The following is a 737-nucleotide window of genomic DNA, read 5'->3' on the forward strand; positions in this document are numbered from 1 at the left end:
CCCGCCGGATCCCCGTCGCCCTCGGCGCGGCCGCCGGCCTCGCGCTCGCCGTGTCGGCGCCGCTCGCCGCGTCCGCGCACGTCGAGCTCGACGCCTCCTCCACCGCCCCGGCCACGCTCAGCGTCCTGACCTTCGCGGTCGGGCACGGCTGCGAGGGATCCGCCACCACGTCCCTCGCGATCCGCTTCCCCGCGGACGTGCAGGCCGTGAAGCCCACCCTCGCGCCCGGCTGGTCGGTCGCCGAGCAGGAGGCCGCCGACGGCACGACCGTCACCTACACGGCCGACACCCCGCTGCCGGACGCCCTGCGCGCCACCGTGCAGGTCGAGGCGCTGCTCCCCGTCGACGGCGCGGCCGGCGACGTGGTCGCGTTCCCGACGCTGCAGACGTGCGTCGAGGGATCCACCGACTGGGCCGAGACGCCCGCCGCGGGCACCGAGCCCGACCTGCCCGCGCCGGCGATCACGCTGACCGACGCCGCGACCGGGAGCGGCGCGAGCGCGGCCGGGGCCGACGCCGGCTCCGCGACGGGCACGGACGCCGCGTCCGCCGTCGCGCCCGTCGACCCCGTCGCCCGCCTCCTCGGCCTCGGCGCGCTCGTGGTGGGGGTCGTCGCCGTGATGCTCCTCACCATCGGCATGCGCCGTCCGCAGCTGGGCGCCGGCCGATGACCGCCGTGGACGACCGCGCGGACGCCGCCGGTCCCGCGGATGCGCCCGAGGCCGCCCCGCCCGCCA

1 protein-coding gene is annotated in these 737 nt (G+C 79.5%); it reads left to right on the top strand.

The window, feature by feature from the left end:
- On the top strand, positions 1-671 hold a 671-nt coding region (locus DZG00_RS16095), incomplete at its 5' end, for a YcnI family protein (RefSeq protein WP_311135925.1).
- Positions 672-737: the final 66 nt, after the last annotated feature.

It is taken from the genome of Clavibacter lycopersici, from assembly GCF_003576405.1.
Classification (GTDB): domain Bacteria; phylum Actinomycetota; class Actinomycetes; order Actinomycetales; family Microbacteriaceae; genus Clavibacter; species Clavibacter lycopersici.